This is a genomic window from Pseudomonas sp. CP-1 (genome assembly GCF_021213715.1).
In the GTDB taxonomy this organism is placed as follows: domain Bacteria; phylum Pseudomonadota; class Gammaproteobacteria; order Pseudomonadales; family Pseudomonadaceae; genus Pseudomonas; species Pseudomonas aeruginosa.
On record NZ_JAJQKY010000068.1, the window covers coordinates 1 to 390 of the forward strand.

1 protein-coding gene is annotated in these 390 nt (G+C 53.8%); it reads right to left on the bottom strand.

The features are described 5' to 3' along the window. Nucleotides 1-138 (bottom strand): type IV pilin protein (locus LT948_RS33085; protein WP_232197175.1); only part of this gene is annotated, 138 nt, incomplete at its 3' end. Nucleotides 139-390 lie beyond the last annotated feature (252 nt).

Sequence of the window (390 nt, forward strand, 5' to 3'; positions counted from 1 at the left end):
CAGCTTGGAGTCTTCACGCGCCTTGAGCATGCCCGGCAGGAAGAAGGCAGTCAGGATTGCGATGACCCCCAGCACAATGGCCAGTTCGATCAGGGTAAAACCCTTCTGGCGATTACCTTTGGTACTACGTTCGATCATGGATCGTTCCTTTTGTGTGAGTTTCAAGCTTGCTGTTGTGCAACCAAGACCACGTGCCGACTTGTCAAGCAGCAGTCAGGCTCGACCACTTAGTTGCAGCGGTATGCCACTGTCACCTTGGTGTTGCCCGTCGCTGTTGCGGAGTTCTTCACGATGTTGTTGCTTTGGTTCAATGCTGTTGCGAGGTCCGCAGCAGCATTGGTGTCAGTGCTGTCGATGGTGTAGCTGATGGTCACCTGGTTGCTGGTGACA